The 401-nt window shown below is 47.6% G+C and carries 1 pseudogene; it reads right to left on the reverse strand.

Annotation, left to right across the window (positions count from 1 at the left end):
- Window positions 1-401, reverse strand: a pseudogene (locus tag J7R10_RS09245) (DNA primase); the annotation flags it as partial.

Genomic DNA, 401 nt, shown 5'->3' on the forward strand with positions numbered 1-401 from the left:
GGCAAAGACGACTTTTTTGCGAAATCCAATGGGGAATACAGTCTGATAATAATTGGCTTTTCCCAGCTCCACTCGCACCGCTCCACAGCGTTAATTCCGCTGGCCGAAAATATAATTTGCCGTTGAGTTTAGGGTAGGGAACTGTATAGCCAAGGTGCTGTTCAGGTTCTGGCCAAAAAAGTCCTATTACTTGATCTTTATAGTCTGAGGCACGTCGTAAGCCTTCTGGTGCAAAGCTTTTTGCTGACGAAAAGGCTGCTTTTATAGTCTCTGCATCAATACCAGCGGTTAAACAGTCATTTGCATCTTTTCGGGGTAAGTAATCCCGGTAGCAGCGGTGGCGGCCAAGTCTGCTGGCGATTTCGTGTGCTGCTTCTTCCCCCGGTTTGTCCATATCGGTG

Source organism: Bartonella vinsonii subsp. berkhoffii ATCC 51672 (assembly GCF_902825225.1).
Taxonomy (GTDB): domain Bacteria; phylum Pseudomonadota; class Alphaproteobacteria; order Rhizobiales; family Rhizobiaceae; genus Bartonella; species Bartonella berkhoffii.